The sequence below is a fragment of the Hugonella massiliensis genome, from assembly GCA_001486445.1.
GTDB lineage: Bacteria > Actinomycetota > Coriobacteriia > Coriobacteriales > Eggerthellaceae > Hugonella > Hugonella massiliensis.
Genome location: LN908986.1, coordinates 1,413,983 through 1,430,467, shown reverse-complemented (window position 1 = coordinate 1,430,467; position 16,485 = coordinate 1,413,983). Strand labels below are relative to the sequence as shown.

The following is a 16,485-nucleotide window of genomic DNA, read 5'->3' as shown; positions in this document are numbered from 1 at the left end:
TTTCGACAGCCGTACGCACTGCGAAAACCGTTTTGGAGCAGTGTCGTTCTGACTGGTAAGCAAACGCAATGGCCCGCGATTGGCGCAAGGGATGCGTTTTGGAGCAGTGTCGTTCTGACTGGTAAGCAAACTACCTTGTTCTTGTCGTATTCGGAGATGTTGTTTTGGAGCAGTGTCGTTCTGACTGGTAAGCAAACGGCAAGCTGGGGGCATAAGTGTCAACGGTGGTTTTGGAGCAGTGTCGTTCTGACTGGTAAGCAAACCGTCATTCATCGGACAGTCATGCGTGCCCGGTTTTGGAGCAGTGTCGTTCTGACTGGTAAGCAAACACCTGGAACGGGAAAGGCGGATGCGCGAAGGTTTTGGAGCAGTGTCGTTCTGACTGGTAAGCAAACAGACGAAAGCCATAAATATAGGTTTGTGTTGTTTTGGAGCAGTGTCGTTCTGACTGGTAAGCAAACCAAGCTAGAACCGGCGCCGAACAACAACTTGTTTTGGAGCAGTGTCGTTCTGACTGGTAATCAAACGTGTCGCACCCCTCGCGGGTGCGTGGATTGTTTTGGAGCAGTGTCGTTCTGACTGGTAGTTAAACAACGGGTGACAGACCATCGTGGGATACGCAGTGTAATAGTGGTCCACAGCGACGGATCTATACAGAAGATATCAATACGGCGGAAGCCCCTATGCAGAGCCATCCGCCGTCAAAAACTTTATATTACAAATAGCGCTCCCCGCGCGCGCGGGGGCGATTCCTGCTCGACCTCTCCGAGGCGCTTATTCGCCTCGGAGAGGTCGAGGCCTCCCTTCGGCGCTTCCTGCGCGGCTGCCTGCTGGCTTGCTTCCTCTGCCATGCCTGCTTCATCCCTCGTGTGTGGTTCGCGCTTTACTGCGCGGCTGACGTTGCGCCTCTCCGCTCGGCGCTCGCGATGCGGCCCTCTCCACTCGGGCCAGGCGATGATGAGATGGTCGCGCAGGTGTCGCTTTCGGCACGAGGGCATGAAAAAAGCCCCGCCGAAGCGGGGCCTGCATTAATACGGTCCGTTACACGTTGTTTGGCCAATCGTCTGGGAACTCGCCGCGCTTAGGCCAGTGGCCCATCGCCAACGACTTCTGTTCCTCGATAGCTATGATTTCCTTTATCTCTTCTTCCGTATACCCTTCGTATTTCCACGAAACGGGAGCGTCGGGGATGGAAAGTCGCTCTGGATGCTTTACTCCTACCTTAATTTTTTCCATTTGACACCGTGCCTTTTCTTGAACTCGTCGAGCACTTCGATCGCAGCTTCCGTTTGGGACTTGCCCGCGCTTACCAGCTCAGTGCACTTCATATCGAAGAGCGTTGAAGTGAACGCTATATCCCCATGCTTGTAATAGTACACACCGCCATCATGGAGAACAACAATGGCGCCTGTGTACCTTCTCGACGCCGATACGGCGAGATCGGAACCGATAGGCGGTATGTTGCTCGGATGGTTGTGCACTGAGAACAACGTCCCCTCTGGATTGCTCGAAACGGCGTCTAGAATGTCGCTTGTCGGCGTCACCGCGAGAAATCCTTTGCTGTCAGTGACCGACACCTTCACTTCACCGTCGACGATCGAAACGAGGCAAAGGTCCTCGCCATGCGTCCCGCTCCTATGAGTGAGCATCATCCTGGCAGCTTGCAAGACTGCTTTGTCTGCTGCGTCATTGCCGGTCAGGCCTTTGAATGAGGAGGCGTACTCTTTTGAAGCTATGAGCTTCAGGTCCACTTCAGCCCCTTCCAAGGCGTTCTTCTTCTTCGGTATTCCCCTTTCGCCCTTCCACTTCTCGCCCGTGAGCGCCCTTGGCTGCTTGGCCACTCCGTAGGCACTCTCGCGGTCGGGCATGCGCTGCAGGCGGTTGGCGCTGCAGAAGTCGCGCAGGCGCTTCTGCTGGCGCCCCAGCACAAGTCGCTTTTGCACGGAGGTCGGCGACTCGTGGCCGACGCCCGCCTGTTCCATCGCGGCTACCTGGCGCTTGGTCTTGCGGCCGCCCTCTCCATCGACCGCTGCCGCTGCGTGGCCTCGTAGTACTCATTGGGCCCCATGACGAAGCGCTGGTGCTCGGCATCGAAACTGCGGTCGGGAAGCTTGGTGAGTGCTCCCCGCACACGCGGGGCTGATACCAGACCGCTTGCATCGAGCGGGCTGGCATTTCAGGCGTTGGCTATGGTAAGAGGTTGCATGTACGACTTAATGGTTCAGGTAGCGTTCGCGTTACCGTGCTCATTCGCTATCTGTTTGAGTGCATCGGCAGCAATGGGGAAGTGATGTTCTATGCAGACGTTGGCAATCATGTGGAACGACAAGTGCGTGGGCAAGGTGAGCGACGGGATGAAGAAGCAGCTGCCGACTTCCGAAGCTCAATTTCAAATATGGAGTGGGTACGTGCTCGATGAGCCGATAAAGGCATTCGGTGCGCTCGACCTCACTATGAAGTGTCGCGAGGCTTTCAAGCGGCACGGTTTGAAGCGCCCGAGGATAGTCGACGACGAGGGCTATGAAGTCGTGATGCCCGCGTTCGAGGAATAGGAGCAGTCATGCGCTCCCCGCACACGCGGGGAGGGTTCACTTCAGTTCCAAGGGGCCCTTGATGAATCCTATCTGCTATCTTGCGGGCGGAAAGGCCTTTTCGCTCTCAACCGCGTGTCTCCTTTGTGCTGGTATGCCATGTGCTGAGGGCATTCAATAATCCTTTCAGGAGACGGTAGGCAGGCCGATTGAATGCTTCGCCGAATGGAATGTCCCACAAGAATGGTTGGCGTTCGACCTAACGCAAACGATGTTGTCTCCAAGCTGCTTTCCGCTGGCGGTTCCGTTATTAGCTGACAGCTAATGTGCGCTGCTCATGGTCGAGCGATACTCGTACTGCCTGGTCGTTTGTAGGACAAGGTGCGCTATAGCACGAACGAGAGGAGCATGCACAATGCAGTGCCCAAGTTGCGGATCCAACAACGTGACCATCCAGATGGTAGAAAAGGGGCAGATGACTAACAAAAAGGGGGTTGGCTTCGGCGGACATATGAACAACGCAGCGCGCGCGACAACTGCGGTTATGACGTTGGGGGTGTCGAACCTCTTCTGGAAGAAATCGAAGGGCACTAATAAAACGAAGACCGTTCAGGAAAAGGTAGCCATCTGCCAGGACTGCGGCAACTCGTGGGTGGTAAAGGGGAACAAGCTTGGAAGTGCACCCTCCTCGATTTTCAAATAGCCGCCTTTTCGTTCCAGCGCGCTGCTCTGCTTTGTTGCCCTACAATCGGGACGACGTTCGAGGAGAGGCGGGGTCATGCAGACGTTGGCAATCATGTGGAACGACAAGTGCGTGGGCAAGGTGCACGATGAGATGATCCCGCAGTTGTTCACGGCCGATGCGAAGTTTCAGAAATGGGAGGGATACGTGCTGGACGAGCATGTGAAGGCGCTCAGCGTGATAGAGCTCGACTTGGCGGTGAAGCAGATTTTCGCAAAGCACGGGCTCAAGCGCCCGCGCATTGTCGACGACGAGGGCTATGAGGTTGTCATGCCCGCCTTCGAGGAATAGGAGCAGTCATGCGCTCCCCGCACACGCGGGGGTGGTCTGCGGTGCGAGGGATCCCATGAAAATCGCGTACGCCGGTGGCGTTCGGCGCCATTTGACGATACGGGGGAGAGGGGTGTGCATCTGCACGCTTGCTCCGCCTGTGCTACACTAGCAAATTGCATTTTGCCGCACGACTGCGTGCGTATCCACCGGCTATTCAACAATTAAGGAAGTGCTATGTCAGGGCATTCAAAGTGGGCTACCACCAAGCACCGCAAGGCAGCTCAGGACGCTAAGCGTTCGGCGCTGTTCGGTAAGCTTTCCCGCAACATCACCGTTGCCGCGAAGGAGGGGGGCGACCCCAACCCGGACAACAACGCTTCTCTTGCTGCCGCCATCGAAAAGGCCAAGGGCTATTCGCTGCCCAAGGACAAGATCAAGACGGCTATCGACAAAGCGTTCGGTTCCGGCAAGGACGCCGCGAACTACGAAACGGTCGTCTACGAAGGCTACGGCCCGGCCGGCGTCGCCATCTACTGCGAGGCCCTGACCGACAACCGCAACCGCACCGCGGCCGACGTGCGCAGCGCCTTCGCCCATGCGGGCGGCAACCTGGGCACGAGCGGTTCGGTGGCCTTCCAGTTCGAGCGCAAGGGCCAGATCCGCGTTCCCAAGATCATCGAATCCGATTCGAAGAAGGTTCCCGATAAGGAAAACGCCGTCGACGAAGACGAGTTCATGATGCAGGTTATGGAAGCGGGCGGCTCCGACTACGAAGACGCCGACGACAGCTGGATCGTCTACACCGACCCCTCCGACCTCATGGCCGTGAAGAAGGGTCTCGAGGACCAGGGTATCGAAACGGCCGGCGCCGAATTCGTCATGCTGCCCACCACCCCGACCCAGGTTTCCGTGTCCGATGCCAAGAAGGTTATGCGCCTGGTCGACAAGCTCGAAGAGCTCGAAGACCTTCAGGGCGTCTACCACACCATGGACATCACCGACGAAATCGCGGCGGCTCTCGAAGAGGAGTAAACCCCGTTTCAAGCGGTTCTTCGAACGCCCTTCCGCCACACGCGGAAGGGCGTTTTTGATATTCCGAAAGGGCTTTCTCCGATCCTTGAAACGGGTGTTATAGTAGGTCCCACCAAAGCAGTATCCAGCCTACCGAAACGTACCACCCAACTGCAAAGGACCGACGTTCGTGCCCAACGACCACACACAGCGAAGCGCTCGCATTCTCGACTTTGAACAGGCGAAACACGAGGCCAGCAGGTCTCGTGCCCGCCATGCCGGAGCGTCCGCGCGCGCGGTGCGCCGCGGTGCTCACGCCGAGTCGCGCCCCGAACGCGGGGCCTCCTCTCCCTTGGACAACATGTCGGAAGACGCGCGCGAGGCCGCCCGCGAGCGCCTGCGCGCCCGCGAGGCTCGAGCGGCCGCCGTGGGACGTGACGCCTTCGCCCGCCGCGACGAGCACGACGATGCCGAAGACGGCCGCGCAGCCGGAGCGGAAGACGAGCGCAGCCGTCGTCGCCGCGAGGCCGCCAAGCGCCGCGCCGACCGCCTCTACGACCGCACGGTGCGCGACGACGCCCCGGCGCCGGAAGGTCCGCGCGCCGCGCTTTACCGCGGCAAGATGGGGGCGTCCCATAAACGGTCGGCTCGCCTGCAGAACGAGGCGGCCGGCAGTGCGTCGGGGGTGCGCGCCAAGTTCGACGCCCACAAGGCGCGCACGGGCCATTCGGCCTTCTTCGTGCCCGTGGTCGTTGCGGCTTGCACGGTGATGTGCGCGGCCTTCCTTTACGCGCCGGCCCAGTCCTACTACTTGGCCCTGCGCGAGCAGGCCAAGACCCAAGCGGCCTACGACATCGCTTCCCAGCGCAACACCGACCTGCAGAACCAGGTGAACTACCTTTCCACCGACGAAGGCAAGGAAGACGCGGTGCGCGACCAGTACGGCTGGGTGCGCGGCGACGAGAGCGCGGTCAACGTTGCGGGTCTCGACGATTCGAGCGACGCTTCGTCGACTGTGTCGAGTTCATCCATCGATGCGTCGGCGCCCGCTACTTGGTATTCCGGCATACTCGATCCTCTGTTCGGCTTCGAAGGGTAGGTAACCATGCGCATCGCGGCAATCGACATCGGAACGGTCACGGCTCGTTTGCTGGTGGCCGACGTCACCGAACACGGCCTCGACGAGCTCGCCAAGCGGGCTGAAATCGTGAACCTGGGGGAGGGCGTCGATGCGACGGGCGTTCTTTCCGAAGCGGCGATGGAGCGCACGTGCGCCGCGGTCGCTTCCTATATGGACGTGGTGCGCGGCTTCGAAGAGCCCGGCGCGCCCGTCACCGTGGTCGCCCTGGCTACCTCGGCAAGCCGCGACGCCAAGAACGCTCAGGTCTTCCAGGATAAGCTTGCCCGTTTGGGCGTGACCCTTACGGTGATTCCCGGCGAGCGCGAAGCGGCCCTGTCGTTTTTGGGCGCTTCGGCCGATTTCCCGGGCGAGCGCCTGCTCGTGACCGACGTGGGCGGCGGCTCGACCGAGCTCATCTGCGGCATAGGCGGCCAGGAACCCCTGTTCAAGCACTCCTTCAACATCGGGTGCCGCCGCGTGACTGAACGCAACCTGGCGGGCGACCCGCCCACGGCCCAAGAGATCGCGGCCGCGCGCGCTTGGTGCCACCCGCAGTTCGCGGCCTTCTTCGACGAGGTGCGCTCCCAGGGTTTCGAAATCGACCGCATGGTGTCGGTGGCGGGCACGGCCACCACAGTCGTGTCGATTCGCGACCGGATGGAAGTCTACGATTCGTCGCGCGTGCAGGGCGCCCAGGTGACGGCCGCCGATCTTGCCCGCGTCACCACGCAGGTGGCGAGCGTGCCCCTGGCCGAACGCGTGCGCATCACGGGCCTGCAGGCGGGCCGGGCGCCGGTAATCGTGGCCGGCATGCTCATCTTGCAGGACCTGGTCGACCTGGCCGGCACCGGGTCGTTCACGGCGAGCGAAAACGACATCCTGCAGGGCATCATCATGTCGACCGCCCAGCGCATGGACGGCCGCGCCTAACCCGCTCGGCTCAGCATTGGGCCCTGCAACCGTGCCGTTCGCGCATTTGCTTCCGTCGTGGGCGCTTTCTATGCACTATGTTGTGGGCTTGCGCCTTTTGCTATGATGGGAAATTGCATCAAAAGGATGCGGGAGCGTGGCGGAACTGGCAGACGCAGCGGACTTAAAATCCGCCATCTTCGGATATGTGGGTTCGAGTCCCACCGCTCCTACCACCGTAACAACCGATGCAGAGCTGCGGGCAGCTTGCGCGATACGCCCGGGAAAGAGTGCGGCACACGTGTCTGAGACCACTGTTCAAAACATCCGCGAAATCATCCGTTCGGTGAATGCCCAACCGGGCAACTTCCAGGACTACCTGAACAGCTACGCCAAGCAGGTAGGCGACCTCATCAACACCTATATTCCGCGGGGCACGCATCCCGATATGGACCGCTACCTCTACGACCCCCTGTTCACGTACAGCCAGAACGGGGGCAAGCGCCATCGCCCGCTCATCTGCTTTGCGGCCTGCCAGGCCGTGGGCGGCGACATCGTGAAGGCCACGAGCGCCGCAGCGGCCATCGAGCACTTCCACACCGCCGCTCTCATCCACGATGATATCGCCGACGAAGCGGAACTGCGCCGTGGCGAGCCCTGCCTGCATCTCACCGAAGGCGAGGGCATCGCGATCAACGCCGGCGACCTGGGGCTTTCCCTGGTTAACGGCACGGTGATGGAAGACGAAAGCCTCGACGACGCGACCAAGGTGCGCGTGGTGCGCGAGCTCATCAAGATGACCCAGCGCACGATCGAAGGTCAGGCCCTCGATTTGGGCTGGGCGCGCGACGGCCGTTACGACATCACGACCGAAGACTACCTGGTCATGGCCACCCACAAAACGGCCCATTACTCGGGGGCCGTGCCCCTGGCCGTGGGCGCCATCATCGGCGGCGGCACCGAAACCGAAATCGAGGGTCTGCGCAACTACGGCCTCGACACCGGGCTCGCTTTCCAGATTCAAGACGACCTGCTCAACCTGATCGGCGCCGAAGAATCCACCAAGAAGGACTTCCGCAGCGACATCACCGAAGGCAAGCGCACCCTCGTCGTGGTGCACGCCCTGCAGCATTCCGCCCAGCGCGACCGGCTCGTCGAAATCCTGTCCTCCCACGAAAAGGACCCGGCGGTCCTCGCCGAAGCGGTCGACATCATGCAGGAATCGGGCAGTATCGACTACGCGCGCGAGTATGCCGAAAACCTCACGAGCGTAGCCAAGATTCGCCTGGTCGACGTGATCGAGCCTTCGCAGGCGCGCGACTTGCTCCTGTCCATGGCCGATTGGTTTGTGAATCGTCTGCGCTAACAGCGCGCGACGCGTGCACGCTGTGCGAATATCTTTGAAAAAGCCGCAGGCCCGCGCCTGCGGGACACCTCCGGAATAGAATGGCGCACATGGAAGCAATTCAGTTACACGACACCGGCGCTGGCGTATCCGATGTTCAGCAGAAGCTGATCGATTTGGGATTCCTGGGGCCGAAGCAAGCAACGGGCACCTTCGACGAAGCCACCGCCGAAGCGGTGGCGGCCTTCTGTCGCGAAGAGGGCCTGCCGGAACTGCGCGAGGTTAACGACAAGATCTGGGCGGCCCTGCTCGACGCCACGTTCACCCTGGGCGATCGCACCCTCTACCTGCACATGCCCTATTTCCACGGCAACGATGTCAAGCAGCTGCAGTCGGCGCTCAACGCCTTGGGCTTCGCCTGCGGCGAAGACGGCATCTTCGGGGCCTACACCGAATCGGCCTTGCGCAAATTCCAGCTCAATATGGGCCTGCCTTCCGACGGCATCGCCGGTGCCTTCACCTACCGCGCGATCAACAACCTCCACCATTCCTGGGAGGGCAAACCGGGCCCGCAGGCCACCAAGCACGTGGGCTTCGCCCGTGCGGCCGACGTGCTGGAAACCAACGCGGTGTGCCTGTTCGGCACTGACGACTTCACCCGTTCGGTGGCCGACCGCATGTCCAACCTGTCACTGGCCACCAACCCCTCGTCGAAGATCGTTTCCGCCGACAACCTGCTCGTGCTGCCGGGCGACGACATGACGCTCGTGCACATCGTCACGAGCAAGCAGGACGCTTCTGGGAGCGTGCCCTTCGTGGAATTCGAAAACGAATCGACGCTGGGTCTGCGCCTGCAATCGGCCTTGGGCGTGGCGCGCGAGCAGCACCCGCATCGCGTGTCGGTCTGCCTGCCGGGTAGCCAGTGGGAAGACGCCGGGCCCGACCGTTCGGCCCAACATTACGCAATCACTCTGCTCGACGCCCTGTGCGCGGCGCTTGCCGCCGACTGCCAGTAGTCGAGCGCATTCTCTAGGGGGACATATGGGACTTCAGGCAATCATTCTCGCCGCCGGCGAGGGCACGCGCATGAAATCGGCCAAGCCGAAGGTGCTGCACGAGGTACTCGGCAAGCCGATAGTGCGCTGGGTCGTCGACGCCGCGCACGAAGCCGGCGTGGAAGACGTGGTCTGCGTGCTCGGCCATGGCCGCGAAGCGGTCGAACCGATTGTGGCGGGCGACGCGCGCGTGGCCGTGCAGGTCGAACAGCGCGGCACCGCCGATGCGGTGGCCGCCGCCGTGCCCGCGCTTGCAGGCGCCACGGGGTCGCTGCTCGTGCTTTCGGGCGATTGTCCCCTTATCACCCCGCAGACGATCGCCGCGCTCGCCCAGGCGCGCGACGAAGCCGACGCCGGCGTGGTGGTCCTTACCATGAAGGTCGACGACCCCACCGGCTACGGCCGCATCGTGCGCGATGCCCAGGGCCAGGTGGAGCGTATCGTCGAGCAGAAGGACTGCACGCCCGAACAGGCGCAGATCTGCGAATGCAACTCGGGCTTCTACTGCTTCGATGCTGAGCTCCTCTTCGATGCTTTGGGCAAGGTCGACACCAACAATGCCCAGGGCGAGTTCTACCTCACCGACGTGATTGAAATCGCCCGCAAGGCCGGACGCGCCGTGGTGGCCTACACGGCCGACGCGGCCGAATGCCTGGGCGTCAACACGCGTGTGCAGCTGGCCGCCGCCACCAAGATCATGCAGCGCCGCATCAACGAGCGCCATATGCTTGCCGGCGTAACCATGCTCGACCCCGACACCGTCTGGATCGGCCCCGACGTCACGATCGATCCCGATGTGGAAATCCTGCCCCAGGTCATGCTGGCGGGGAAGACTCACATCGGCACCGGCACCGTGGTGGGCCCCTGCAGTCGCCTCACCGATACCACGGTGGGCCGCAACTGCACGATCGACGAAACGGTCGCCATCGAAACGACGATTGACAACGACGTCGACTGCGGCCCCCGCGCCTACCTGCGCCCGCAGACCCACCTCTGCGACGGGTCCAAGGCCGGCACCCACGTCGAGATCAAGAAATCGACGATCGGCAAGGGCAGCAAGGTTCCCCACCTGTCCTATATCGGGGACACCACGATGGGTTCGGGCGTCAACATCGGCGCCGGGTCGATCACCTGCAACTACGACGGTGTAAAGAAGTGGCCCACCACGATCGGCGACGATTCCTTCGTGGGCAGCGACACCATGATGGTGGCCCCCGTGAACCTGGGCGCTCATGTGCTCGTGGGCGCCGGTTCCGTCATCACCCAGGACGTGCCCGACTACGCGCTCGCCTTGGGTCGCGCTCGCCAGGTCGTCAAACCCGACCGCAACCGCCCCGTCGACGACTAGGGCCGCATCCGTCCGTGGCGTCGGCTTGTGCGGCGCGTTAGAATCCAAGTGTTGCTTGCCACAATAGAAGGGTTGATCATGGCATACGAAAACACTCCCATCACGAAGCGCCTCGCCTTGTTCACGGGTTCGGTGAACCCCTCGCTCGCGCAGGAGATCGCCGAAGAGCTCGAGGTCCCGCTGGGCAACGTACGCTTGGAGAAGTTCGCGAACGGGGAAATCTACGCGCGCTACCAGGAAAGCGTGCGCGGCGCCGACGTCTTCATCGTGCAGTCGGTCGCCGGTCCCTCGATCAACGACGCCCTGATGGAACTGCTCATCATGATGGATGCGGCCAAGCGCGCGAGCGCCCGTTCCATTTCCGCCGTGATCACCCACTACGGCTACGCGCGTCAGGAGCGCAAGGCCGCCCCGCGCGAGCCCATCACCGCCAAGCTCGTCGCCGACCTGCTTTCGGTGGCCGGCGCCGACAACGTCATCACGATCGACCTGCACCAGGACGCCATCCAGGGCTTCTTCGACCTGCCGGTGAACCACATGACGGCCATGCCCATCTTTGTGGAATACTACAAGCAGAAGGGCTGGAACCCCGAAGAGGTCTGCGTCGTGTCGCCCGACGTGGGTCGCGCCAAGGCCGCCAAGAAGTTCCAGACCATGCTCGATTGCGACATCGCGATCATGCACAAGGACCGTCCGCGTCACAACCAGTCGGAAATCACGGCCCTCATCGGCGACGTCAAGGACAAGATCTGCATCATCAACGACGACATGATCGACACGGCGGGCTCCCTGGTCGCCGCGGCCGACACCCTGCGCAACCGCGGCGCGCGCGAGGTCTACGCCTGCGCCACCCACGGCCTGTTCAGCGGCCCGGCCTACGAGCGCATCGAGAACTCCCAGATCAAGGAAGTCGTGGTCACCAACGCGGTGCCCGTGCCGCTCGACCGTCAGAACGGCAAGATCAAGGTCCTTTCGCTCGCCCCGCTGTTCGCCGAAACCATCCGCAACGTCTACGAATGCGGCAGCGTGTCGGCCCTGTTCAGCTAGGCATTTTCGAATCGTATCCCGAGCGCCCCGCGTGAGTGCGGCAGGTGCGGTCCTTCGGGGCTGCTCCGCCCGTCCGCGGGGCGCTTTCCTGTGAGAGGTGGAGTGCGCATGTACGCAGTGGTGGGGCTGGGCAACCCCGGCGAAGAATATGCCCATACCCGGCACAACGCCGGTTTCATGGCGATCGACCGCCTCGCGGCCGATTTGAGCGTGCGCTATTGGAAAACCGAGTGCGGCTCGCTTACCGCCAAGGCGACCATCGGCGGGGAAGACGTGGTGCTCGCCAAGCCCCAGAGCTTCATGAACGTGTCGGGCGGGCCGGTCAAGCAGGTCCTTTCCACCTATCGCTTGAAGCCCGACCGCCTGATCGTGGTCCACGATGACCTGGAAACCCCTGCGGGCGCGGTGCGCGTGAAAAAGGGCGGCGGCCATGCCGGCCACAACGGTCTGCGGTCGATCTGCGACAAGCTCTGCACCCATGACTTCATCCGCGTGCGCTGCGGTATCGGGCGCCCGCCGGGAAAGATGCCGGTTGCCAAGTTCGTCCTTGCCGACGTGCGCAAGCGCGATTTGGAAGAGCTCGAGGCCGAATGCGACGAGGCGGCCCAGGTCGTCGACTTCATCGTGCGTAACGGCCTCGACAAGGCCCAACGCCGCTGGTCCTAGGACGTGTGGGGACCGAAGACGACGTGGCGGTGAAGATAGACAAGGACCGGGCGCTCGGGGCATTCGCTGCCTATGTGGCGGCGTACGACCCTGCCGACCCGAAAATCTCCCTGAAGGTCGACCATACCTATCGCGTGGCCGAGCTTGCCGAGCGCATCGCGCGCTCCCTTGAGCCCTGCGCGGGCCCTCTTGCTGCGGCGGGGCAGGGCGATGCCGACGCGGACTGCGCATCCGCAGGAGCATCCGGCACGGGCGACGAGGATGCGGGGCTGGCCTGGCTTCTGGGGCTTCTGCACGACATAGGCCGTTTCGAGCAGGTGCGCCGCTGGGGCACCTTCAACGACGCCCAGTCGGTGGGGCATGCCCAGCTGGGCGCTCGGATCCTGTTCGATTGCGCGCACGGCTGCCCGCCGCTTATTCGGTCTTTCGTCGAAGACGATGCCGAAGACGACCGTATCCGCACGGCGGTGGCCCTGCACAGCGCCTGGCGGCTTCCCGAAGGCCTCGACGAGCGCACGCGCCATTTCTGCGAGATCCTGCGCGATGCCGATAAAGTCGACATCCTCAAGGTGAATTGCATCGATTCCGTCGAATCGATTTACGGCATGCCGGAGAGCGCGATACTCGAAAGCGCCTTGTCCGACGAGGCCGTCTCCTGGTTCTCCCGACATTCGACCATCCCCCGCGATGCCCGCCACTATCCCGCAGATATCCTGCTCGGCCACGTGTGCTTCGCCTGGGAGCTCGCCTATCCGGAGAGCCGGCGCATCATGGTGGAGCAGGGCTACGTCTTCCAGATGATGGAGCGCCCCTTCGTGCGCCCCGCAACGCGTGCGGCCTTCGCGCGCATGGAAGCCGAACTCAAGGCCTACCTCGCTGACCAGGGCATTCGCTAACCCTTCGTGTTGAGGGGAGGCGCGGGCGCAGAAACGGACGGGCTTTCCTCGGAAGCACGCTTCCCCTAGATACGCGCATTGTGGACGCTCTTTGCTTTACGCGCGCGTAAAGGTGTCCCGTTTCCCGGCCTCGCGGGAATGAGACTGTGCGACAATAGCGAGCGAAAGACACACAGCACGTATAAGGTTTTGATTCCATTGTCCGCACGTTTCAACATCCGCACCGTCGACCCTGCCGTGGTCGACGTTCTCGAACGCACGCTTGGCGTTCCCCATATCGTTGCCGCCACCCTGGTCGCCCGCGGCATCGAATCGCCCCAGGAAGCCCGCGAGTTTTTGAATCCCTCGCTCGAACGCGATTGGCGCAATCCCTACGACATCCCCGGTATGGCAGAAGTGGCCGACGGGCTCGAAGCGGCCATCCGCGACGGCAAGCGCATCCTGGTCTTCGGCGACTTCGACGTCGACGGCGTGTCGGCCACTACGGTGCTCACGCGCGGTCTGCGCGCCCTGGGCGCCACGGCGATTCCCTTCATCCCGCGCCGCACCGACGAAGGCTACGGCATCACCCAGGCGGCGATCGATCGCTTCATGGCCTGCGAGCCCGACGTGGTGGTCACCGTCGACTGCGGCATCGCCTGCCGCGAAGAAGTGCGCACGCTCAAGCACCGCGGGGTGGGGGTCTTCATCACCGACCATCACGAACCGGCCGATCTCGTCCCCGAAGGGGTGCCTGTCTGCGACCCCAAGCTCGACCCCGATTGCCAAAGCAGCATTCTGGCCGGCGTGGGCGTGGCCTTGAAGCTCGTGCAGGTGCTCGGCGCCCGCTTCGGCCAGCCCCACCTGTGGCGCGAATACACCGATTTCGCGACCCTGGGCACCGTGGCCGACCTCATGCCCATGCAGGCGGGCAACCGTGCCCTCGTCGCCGACGGCGTCGCTCGCATGAACGACGCGCCCCGACCCTGCATCGCCGCCCTTCTGGCCGCCGCCGGCGCCGCCGACAAACCGGTGGCCGCCACCTCGCTGTCCTTCAGCTTGATCCCGCGCCTGAACGCCGCTGGCCGCATGGGCGATGCCGCGGTGGCGCTCGACCTGCTCCTGGAAGACGATTTCGACGCCGCGAGCCGCAAGGCCGCCGTGCTCGAAGAGGTCAATACCCAACGCCGGGCGATCGAAGCCGAGCTCGCCGAAATCGCGAGCCTGCAGGCCAAGGAGGTCTACCACGGCCAGCGCGCCCTCGTGGTGGGCGGCGAGGGCTGGCACGAAGGCGTGAAGGGTATCGTGGCCTCGCGCCTGGTGCGCAGCTACGGGGTGCCCTGCATCCTCTTCACGATCGACGACGAGGGCGTGGCCCGCGGGTCGGGCCGCAGCGTGGGCCAGGTCAACCTCTTCGAAGCGGTGGAAAGCTGCAAGGACATCCTCACCCGCTTCGGCGGGCACGAGGCCGCCGTGGGCGTGACCCTGCCGGCCGACCGCCTGGGCGAGTTTTCCGACCGCCTGTGCGCCTACATGGATTCCCTGCCCGCGAGCAGCTTCCACCCGCGCATCGACATCGACGCCGTCGTCGATTTGGGCGAGCTCACGCTGGAAAACGTGGAAGCCCTCGACGCCCTGGCCCCCTTCGGGCAGGAAAACCGCCAGCCGCGCTACCTGGCCCGCGACGTCACCCTCACGCGGTCGCGCGCGGTGGGCGCCGACAAGAACCACTTTTCCACCACCCTCACCGACGGCGTGCATTCGGTGGCGGGCATCATGTTCCACTGCCCCTACATCGACCAGCTCATGCGCTGCGACAGCGTGGTCAACGCCGCCTTCGAAGTGCAGGTCGACGAATGGCGGGGGCGCCGGTCGGTGAAGGCCATGCTGTCTTCGATCGCCCCGGTGAAGCCCTGCTGTGCGCTCGAAGCCCTTATTTCGAGCGAACACCGCAACTACGTGACCGAAATGTATGCCGAAAGCGATTCGGACCTCTGCGCCGACTGCGCCGACAACCCCGAAGAGGACAATCGCCTGGAAGAGGAACGCGAGCGCAATCGCGCCCAGTGGGAGCAGCTTGCCGCCGACCGCCCCGACGAGCTGCGCCGCGAGATCGTGTCGGCCCTCATCGGCGACGGCGACCTGTTCGCGTCCCAGCAAGCCGTGCTCGACGCCCTGTCCCAGGGCCAGTCGACCCTGGCCGTCATGGCCACGGGCCGCGGCAAGTCGCTCACCTTCCAGCTGCATGCGGCCGAACGGGCCCTCGCCGCGCGCGAGGCGAGCCTGTTCGTCTACCCCCTGCGCGCGCTGATCGCCGACCAGGCCTACCATGTGCGCGAATCGCTCGCGCCCTTCGGCATCGCCGCCGAAGTGCTTACCGGCGAGTCGACGCCCGACGAGCGCGCCGCCGTATTCGCCGGGCTGGAAGACGGTTCGGTCGACATCGTCCTCACCACGCCCGAATTCTTAAGCTTCCATGCTCGCGAGTTCGCCGCGAGCGGCCGCATCCGCTTTTTGGTGGTCGACGAGGCCCATCACATCGGCCAGGCTAAGGCGGGCCAGCGCCCTGCCTACATCCAGCTCGATGCGGCGGTCGAGGCTCTCGGCAACCCCTGCGTGCTCGCCCTCACGGCTACGGCGGGTCCCGACGTGGCCGACGACATCGAGCGCACGCTCGGGATCACCCGCTGCGTCTTCGACGACACGGCGCGCGACAACCTCGTCGTCGACGATCAGCGCAATCTGCGCCATCGCGATCCCTACCTGGCCAATTTGGTGGCTGCTGGCGAAAAGACCGTGGTCTACGTGAACTCGCGCCGCCAGTCGGTTGCCCTGGCCCGCATGCTGCGCAAGCAGGTGCCCCAGATGGCCCCCTTCATCGGCTTTTACAACGCCGGCCTGCCCCGCGCCGACCGCAAGCGCGTCGAAGAGATGTTCCGCCGCGGCCAGCTGGCCGTCTTGGTGAGCACGTCGGCCTTCGGGGAGGGCGTCAACATTCCCGACATCCGCCATGTGGTCCTCTACCATCTGCCCTTCAACGAGGTGGAGTTCAACCAGATGAGCGGTCGTGCGGGTCGCGACGGCGAAAAGGCCACCGTCCATTTGCTCTTCGGTACGGCCGATGCCAAGGTCAACGAGCAGATTCTCACCGCCTGGACCCCCGACCACGATATGATGGGGGAGGTCTACCGCACGATCGCGGGCATGGCCAAGTCCGAAAAGGGCGGCGCGATTCTCGATACCGACGACGAGATCGCCCACGTCACGGCGGCCCGTCTGTCTCGCGACGTCGCGCCCGAATCGGCGACCTGTGCGATTGCCGTCTTCCGCGAGCTGGGCTTGGTGAGGACCTCTGCGGTGCCGGGCGCGCCCGAGGTGCGGGCGCTTTCGGTGGTGCCCGCGAAAGCCAAAGTCGAGCTCACCGACAGCGTGCGCTACCGGGAAGGCCTCGACGAGATCCGCATCTTCCGCGCCTTCGGCGAGTGGGCGATGACATGCAGTCCCGCCGCCGTGCGCGACCGCATAATCCGGCCGATATTGCCCGGTGCGGGCAACTAACTGCA

15 protein-coding genes, 1 tRNA gene and 1 CRISPR repeat array (1 of these 17 running past the window's edge) are annotated in these 16,485 nt (G+C 63.4%); of the genes, 14 read left to right on the top strand and 2 right to left on the bottom strand.

Features of this window, described 5'->3' with window-relative positions; translation table 11 throughout:
- A CRISPR array of direct repeats spans positions 1 to 592; the repeat unit is 36 nt; unit sequence GTTTTGGAGCAGTGTCGTTCTGACTGGTAAGCAAAC; it reaches 1,345 nt to the left of the window's first position.
- A 449-nt stretch (positions 593 to 1,041) separates the two neighbouring features.
- On the bottom strand, positions 1,042 to 1,236 hold the full coding sequence (locus BN3270_RS08940; RefSeq protein ID WP_058986736.1) for a hypothetical protein: 195 nt from the start codon (positions 1,234 to 1,236) through the stop codon (positions 1,042 to 1,044).
- The gene (locus BN3270_RS08935; protein WP_271711979.1) at positions 1,218 to 1,928 is read right to left on the bottom strand and encodes a hypothetical protein; all 711 of its coding nucleotides are present in this window, start codon (positions 1,926 to 1,928) and stop codon (positions 1,218 to 1,220) included. The genes BN3270_RS08940 and BN3270_RS08935 overlap by 19 nt, the downstream gene beginning before the upstream one ends.
- 369 nt (positions 1,929 to 2,297) lie before the next feature.
- On the opposite strand from BN3270_RS08935, the gene BN3270_RS08930 reads away from it, so the two are divergent.
- The 14 genes from BN3270_RS08930 to recJ all read left to right on the top strand — a co-directional run bounded on the left by BN3270_RS08930 (position 2,298) and on the right by recJ (position 16,480).
- On the top strand, positions 2,298 to 2,552 hold the full coding sequence (locus BN3270_RS08930; RefSeq protein ID WP_058986734.1) for a hypothetical protein: 255 nt from the start codon (positions 2,298 to 2,300) through the stop codon (positions 2,550 to 2,552).
- Positions 2,553 to 3,006: 454 nt separating this feature from the next.
- Positions 3,007 to 3,234 carry a hypothetical protein gene (locus BN3270_RS08925; RefSeq protein WP_167551335.1) on the top strand — a complete coding sequence of 76 codons (228 nt, stop codon included), beginning with the start codon at positions 3,007 to 3,009 and terminating at the stop codon, positions 3,232 to 3,234.
- 75 nt (positions 3,235 to 3,309) lie between these two features.
- Positions 3,310 to 3,564 (top strand): hypothetical protein, encoded by a 255-nt coding sequence (locus BN3270_RS08920; RefSeq protein WP_058986732.1) that lies wholly within the window; start codon positions 3,310 to 3,312, stop codon positions 3,562 to 3,564.
- A 216-nt stretch (positions 3,565 to 3,780) separates the two neighbouring features.
- Entirely contained in the window at positions 3,781 to 4,578 is a 798-nt protein-coding gene (locus tag BN3270_RS08915; protein WP_058986731.1) for a YebC/PmpR family DNA-binding transcriptional regulator, read from the top strand.
- Between the two features lie 169 nt (positions 4,579 to 4,747).
- A complete protein-coding gene (locus tag BN3270_RS08910) occupies positions 4,748 to 5,656 on the top strand; it encodes an FtsB family cell division protein (protein ID WP_058986730.1) in 909 nt (302 codons plus the stop codon).
- 6 nt (positions 5,657 to 5,662) lie between these two features.
- Positions 5,663 to 6,607: a Ppx/GppA phosphatase family protein gene (locus tag BN3270_RS08905; protein ID WP_058986729.1), complete on the top strand. Its 945-nt coding sequence runs from the start codon at positions 5,663 to 5,665 to the stop codon at positions 6,605 to 6,607.
- Positions 6,608 to 6,737: 130 nt separating this feature from the next.
- Positions 6,738 to 6,822: transfer RNA gene (locus BN3270_RS08900), tRNA-Leu, on the top strand.
- 89 nt (positions 6,823 to 6,911) lie between these two features.
- The gene (locus BN3270_RS08895) at positions 6,912 to 7,952 is read left to right on the top strand and encodes a polyprenyl synthetase family protein (protein ID WP_408606208.1); all 1,041 of its coding nucleotides are present in this window, start codon (positions 6,912 to 6,914) and stop codon (positions 7,950 to 7,952) included.
- A gap of 89 nt (positions 7,953 to 8,041) precedes the next feature.
- Positions 8,042 to 8,947 carry a peptidoglycan-binding domain-containing protein gene (locus tag BN3270_RS08890; protein ID WP_334258424.1) on the top strand — a complete coding sequence of 302 codons (906 nt, stop codon included), beginning with the start codon at positions 8,042 to 8,044 and terminating at the stop codon, positions 8,945 to 8,947.
- A 25-nt stretch (positions 8,948 to 8,972) separates the two neighbouring features.
- A complete protein-coding gene (gene glmU, locus BN3270_RS08885) occupies positions 8,973 to 10,334 on the top strand; it encodes a bifunctional UDP-N-acetylglucosamine diphosphorylase/glucosamine-1-phosphate N-acetyltransferase GlmU (RefSeq protein WP_058986726.1) in 1,362 nt (453 codons plus the stop codon).
- A gap of 78 nt (positions 10,335 to 10,412) precedes the next feature.
- Positions 10,413 to 11,381: a ribose-phosphate diphosphokinase gene (locus BN3270_RS08880; RefSeq protein WP_058986725.1), complete on the top strand. Its 969-nt coding sequence runs from the start codon at positions 10,413 to 10,415 to the stop codon at positions 11,379 to 11,381.
- A 108-nt stretch (positions 11,382 to 11,489) separates the two neighbouring features.
- Positions 11,490 to 12,047, top strand: coding sequence for an aminoacyl-tRNA hydrolase (gene pth / locus BN3270_RS08875; RefSeq protein WP_058986724.1), 558 nt, complete (start codon positions 11,490 to 11,492; stop codon positions 12,045 to 12,047).
- Positions 12,048 to 12,052: 5 nt separating this feature from the next.
- Positions 12,053 to 12,943 carry an HD domain-containing protein gene (locus BN3270_RS08870; RefSeq protein WP_058986723.1) on the top strand — a complete coding sequence of 297 codons (891 nt, stop codon included), beginning with the start codon at positions 12,053 to 12,055 and terminating at the stop codon, positions 12,941 to 12,943.
- 198 nt (positions 12,944 to 13,141) lie between these two features.
- Positions 13,142 to 16,480 (top strand): single-stranded-DNA-specific exonuclease RecJ, encoded by a 3,339-nt coding sequence (gene recJ / locus BN3270_RS08865; RefSeq protein ID WP_058986722.1) that lies wholly within the window; start codon positions 13,142 to 13,144, stop codon positions 16,478 to 16,480.
- The last annotated feature ends 5 nt before the right edge of the window (positions 16,481 to 16,485 follow it).